7 protein-coding genes are annotated in these 3,999 nt (G+C 54.0%); all 7 read right to left on the bottom strand.

Annotated elements, in window-relative coordinates:
- Positions 1-308 precede the first annotated feature (308 nt).
- Entirely contained in the window at positions 309-644 is a 336-nt protein-coding gene (locus tag CSQ89_RS20315; RefSeq protein ID WP_099407828.1) for a RebB family R body protein, read from the bottom strand.
- 141 nt (positions 645-785) lie between these two features.
- The gene (locus CSQ89_RS20310; RefSeq protein WP_099407827.1) at positions 786-1,112 is read right to left on the bottom strand and encodes a RebB family R body protein; all 327 of its coding nucleotides are present in this window, start codon (positions 1,110-1,112) and stop codon (positions 786-788) included.
- A 28-nt stretch (positions 1,113-1,140) separates the two neighbouring features.
- Positions 1,141-1,464: a RebB family R body protein gene (locus CSQ89_RS20305; protein ID WP_099407826.1), complete on the bottom strand. Its 324-nt coding sequence runs from the start codon at positions 1,462-1,464 to the stop codon at positions 1,141-1,143.
- Positions 1,465-1,558: 94 nt separating this feature from the next.
- A complete protein-coding gene (locus tag CSQ89_RS20300; protein ID WP_099407825.1) occupies positions 1,559-2,161 on the bottom strand; it encodes a hypothetical protein in 603 nt (200 codons plus the stop codon).
- Positions 2,151-2,378 carry a hypothetical protein gene (locus tag CSQ89_RS20295; protein WP_099407824.1) on the bottom strand — a complete coding sequence of 76 codons (228 nt, stop codon included), beginning with the start codon at positions 2,376-2,378 and terminating at the stop codon, positions 2,151-2,153. The genes CSQ89_RS20300 and CSQ89_RS20295 overlap by 11 nt, the downstream gene beginning before the upstream one ends.
- Before the next feature lie 122 nt (positions 2,379-2,500).
- Positions 2,501-2,935 carry a lysozyme gene (locus tag CSQ89_RS20290; RefSeq protein ID WP_099407823.1) on the bottom strand — a complete coding sequence of 145 codons (435 nt, stop codon included), beginning with the start codon at positions 2,933-2,935 and terminating at the stop codon, positions 2,501-2,503.
- A gap of 384 nt (positions 2,936-3,319) precedes the next feature.
- Positions 3,320-3,859, bottom strand: coding sequence for a hypothetical protein (locus tag CSQ89_RS20285; protein ID WP_099407822.1), 540 nt, complete (start codon positions 3,857-3,859; stop codon positions 3,320-3,322).
- Positions 3,860-3,999 lie beyond the last annotated feature (140 nt).

Genomic DNA, 3,999 nt, shown 5'->3' with positions numbered 1-3,999 from the left:
ACCTACCATCGCCGACAAGCCCGTTGCTGTCGCCGCACCAAACGTGCTCAGCAAATAGTCGGTGTACAAATCGAGTTCTTTGTTCTTCATGGCGACAGGTTATCGTATGCACTGCGTAACATCAGTTGGTAAATGAGCATTCCGAGGATGTTTTCAACGCCGTATTGCTGACGCGCAGCAGACTTTAGACAGGTTCTAAGGGTGAAAGTCTGTTGCAGACATTGGACAAACTGTCAGATGAAAGCGCATAAAAATGCCCCGGGAGACCGGGGCAAAGTGTAGCGAAGTAAGCAAGATCAACTGTGTAATTACATACCTGTACGGTTGCCAAACGACTGCAGTACCGTCAACAGGCTGGTCAGGTTATCGGCAACACCGCCTTGCGCCACTTTCTCGGTTGCCGCAGCGCCTGCCATGGTGTTCATGCTGTAGATCTGCATGACGCCTTGGTTGGATGCAGCCTGCGCCAGCGTATTTTGTTGCTGTTGGGCCGATACCGCATTCTCAAACAGAATGCCCGTGGAGTGCGCCATGGTCTGGTAGATCGAACCCATCGCCATGGCTGGCGCTTCGCCCAGCACCTTGACGTTGGACTGGGTGACGGCGTCGGTGATTTGGTTGTTTACAGCGGTTGGGAAAGCCATTGATTTTCTCCTGTTCCAAAAGATGAGGTGTTAGCGATCTGCCGCGAGTGGCCGCCAGTGGGGTAGTACGCACGATTCCGCTCTCGCACGACATTTCTCCAGCTAAGGACCACTCGCTACAGACTTCGAACAAGTCTTTAGTTACGGTTTCTGGAAGCTTTTAAGTACAGCCATCATGCTGGTCAGGTTATCCGCGACACCGCCTTGCGAGACTTTCTCGGTGGCTGCGGCATCTGCCATAGTGTCCACGCTATAGATTTGCATGACGCCCATGTTGGAACCAGCCTGGGACAAGGTGTTTTGCTGCTGCTGCGCCGAGATGCTGTTTTCGAACAGAATACCGGTAGAGTGGGCCATGGTCTGAAACATCGACCCCATCGCCATGGCCGGCGATTCAGCCAGTATCTTGACGTTGGTTTGGGTTACCGCATCGGTGATCTGGCTGTTGATTGCTGTAGGGGATGCCATTGTCTAGCTCCTTGTCGAGCCTGAAAACTTAACGGCGGAAAGACTGCAATACGGTTAGCAGGCTGGTCAGGTTGTCGGCAACACCGGCTTGCGACACCTTCTCTGTACCGGCTGCATCGGCCATGGTGTCTACGCTGTAGATCTGCATTACACCCATGTTGGAGGCGGCTTGGGCCAGGGTGTTTTGTTGCTGCTGGGCCGATACGGCATTTTCAAACAGGATACCGGTGGAGTGGGCCATGGTCTGGAACATGGAACCCATCGCCATTGCTGGTGCTTCACCGAGGACCTTTACATTGCTTTGTGTAACGGCATCGGTGATTTGGTCGTTAACTGAAGTTGGAAAAGCCATTTGGTAACTCCTTACATTCACGTTAAAAGGTAAGGCACGCTGCCGGCGTGTCGCCTGGGTGATATCTGGCGGTTAGTCCCGACTTGTTGTCGTGCTACTGCATGGACGTCGTGGTTGGCGAGTTGTGAAGTACTTCTGACGGAGCTGGTGCCGATGCTTGAGTGGCACTGGATGTGTCCGCTGCTTTAATTTGCTCGTTTTGCAGCTGGGTCACAACGGCCTGCAACTGTTGTGTAAGGGGCCCGAAGTACTGATTGAAACAGTTTTCGACTTCTTTTTTCGCCAAGTTAGACAAATGGTCGGCTATCTGTGTTAACGCCAGTTGGCTGGAAGCCTGCAACCCCGCCATGGCAGGTTGCAGGCTGGATGGCCGTAGCTCGGCCAAGCTCTGGCTACTTTCCAGCAGTTTGAGAATGGCCTGTTCTTCGGTTTCCTGAACTTGCAGGGCCTTGCTGGAACTGGCCTGGATGGATTCCAGAATTTCGCGCATGGTGGAGTTGGCGTGGATTTGTCCCTGCGCAATGGTCCGTTGCACCTGTTGCCGGGCGAGCTGAGCTTGACTGGGCGCAGCGGGCGCTTGGCTTTGTATGTTTTGTTGCAAACTAAGCAACTGCTGCTCTTCATCAGGGCTCAATGATCGGGCCAGGTAATCTTCGGCGATTTGGCGCAAGCCCAGATTCAGGGTGTCAGCCGCCATGGCCAGCTCCTTCAGGCGGGGTAGTGGTACTGGCTGTTGGATCTGCAACCAATGGCGTCAGCACGTTGTGTATTGTCTGCAGCGCCTGTACCGCACGAAGAAACTTGTTGCCGTCAGCGCCCGCAGTGGTTTGTGTCACCGCATCGCCCCAGCTATGCAGAACATCGCTCAGCAGGTTGGAAACAGTATGGTGCAGGGTATTCAGTTCGTCGTTCATGTTGGTTCCCTCCTGGCTATGCGGTATATCGCCGCGTTAAACGCCTTGCCTGGCGGCACGCCCGGCAAGTCTGTTCTAGGAACGCTGCTGAATGGATGTTGTGAAGGCTGACGGTACGGGTTTCAGACGGCTTGCAGAAACAAAGCTTGTTCCGCCATGCGCCGGCGTAGCAGTCCGGGTAACACTTGGTTTCCGGCGTGGTCCCAACATGGGAATTGCTGCGCGGCCCCAACATAGTTCTGTTCGTTCAACAGCCGCAGCAATGTGGACGCGCCAAGATCTTCAAGACCCACGTTGTAGCTGAAGCTGACCAGCGCCGAGAACTGGTTGCTGTTCAGCGGTACCGAAACCAACTCGCTGACCCCGGTTTCAAAATGCGACAGATCTTGCAGCAGTAGTTGTGCGGCCTGCGCTGCTGTGATCACCATGCCGGCATGCACTTCGTCACCCGTGTGGCCATAGCCTATGGTCCATATTCCAACCGAGTCTTGATAGGCGCTCAGGCGCAGGCCTTCGAACTGCTTGATGAGATTGATACCTTGGGCATTGATTTGCATATCCACTCCTTTGGGCTGATAGGGAGACGCCAGACCACGGGTATGGCGGTTTCTGGTAAGAACGGATGAAGTCGAGAAATGTGAACGAAGCAATACGCCTAGCGGGCTTTGTTTACGGAAGACTTGGCGCTATGGAGGAAAGTTCTGCGGGCCTGTCAATGTGCTGTTGCGCGTTGTTCATACGGTATTGGAAATGCGCTAGGAATGCTGCTTCCGCAGTCGTTTTCGACTTGCCTTGCTCTGGCTTGTGAACCCTTGGGCGGGTTCTGAGCAGCTCCCTGGCCGATAGGCAGATCAGGCTGTTTTATCAGGCAATGGGGCAGGTAATGCAGGGGAGGCGACTTCCGATACTGCTTAGGCGGAAGTCGCTTTTACTGGCGCTGTTTAATGCGTGGTGACAGAAGAGGGTGGGGTATCGGCAAATTGCAGGTATTGCTGTACGCCAGCGAGATAGGCCGGTGATACGTTGCTCAATAGTTGCTGCAGATTTTCGTAATGCGCCTTCCACTGTTGAGTCGCTGACTCGTGCAGGGCTGAGAGCGCCAGCATGCCGTCGCCGCTACTGCGTACATCCATGCAGTTGTGCAAGAACCCGTACAACTGTTGATTCAGCAGCGCGGGTATTTGCATTTGCCAGTTCAATATCTCCTGGCGTAGCTGTTGCTCGGTCTCGCTATGCTGTTGGTAGTAGTTGATCAGCGCCGGCATGTCTCCGCGTGTACAGAACGTCGACCAAGTGGTTTGCTGCTGTGTCTGCTGCCAATCGCTTACGCGTTGCCCACTGTCCAAATAGGCTTGCAGCCCACTTTTCCAATCTGCCGCAGAAGGCTGAAACGCCGATGCCATGCCGGTGTAGAGGTTTTGCGAGGCTTGCCACGTGTTTTCAAGGCAGCGTAGCCATGAAGTTATAGGGTGTTCAGTCATTTCTGGTTACCTTACTGATGTTACGCAGTGCATACGATAACCTGTCGCCATGAAGAACAAAAAACTCGATTTGTACGGGCTTGTCGGCGATGGTAGATGGTGCAGTGAGCCACGACCAGGTCACGCGTTTTTTGTCCAAG

Origin of the sequence: Chitinimonas sp. BJB300, assembly GCF_002735695.1 — a bacterium.
Taxonomy (GTDB): domain Bacteria; phylum Pseudomonadota; class Gammaproteobacteria; order Burkholderiales; family Chitinimonadaceae; genus Chitinimonas.
Note: the sequence above shows the minus strand (reverse complement) of the source record. Positions and strands in the feature narration are given on the sequence as shown.

Bases quoted from the DNA above. Each gene is read 5' to 3' on its own strand.
- CSQ89_RS20315 (WP_099407828.1), bottom strand. From the start codon at position 644: ATGGCTTTCCCAACCGCTGTAAACAACCAAATCACCGACGCCGTCACC.
- CSQ89_RS20310 (WP_099407827.1), bottom strand. From the start codon at position 1,112: ATGGCATCCCCTACAGCAATCAACAGCCAGATCACCGATGCGGTAACC.
- CSQ89_RS20305 (WP_099407826.1), bottom strand. From the start codon at position 1,464: ATGGCTTTTCCAACTTCAGTTAACGACCAAATCACCGATGCCGTTACA.
- CSQ89_RS20300 (WP_099407825.1), bottom strand. From the start codon at position 2,161: ATGGCGGCTGACACCCTGAATCTGGGCTTGCGCCAAATCGCCGAAGAT.
- CSQ89_RS20295 (WP_099407824.1), bottom strand. From the start codon at position 2,378: ATGAACGACGAACTGAATACCCTGCACCATACTGTTTCCAACCTGCTG.
- CSQ89_RS20290 (WP_099407823.1), bottom strand. From the start codon at position 2,935: ATGCAAATCAATGCCCAAGGTATCAATCTCATCAAGCAGTTCGAAGGC.
- CSQ89_RS20285 (WP_099407822.1), bottom strand. From the start codon at position 3,859: ATGACTGAACACCCTATAACTTCATGGCTACGCTGCCTTGAAAACACG.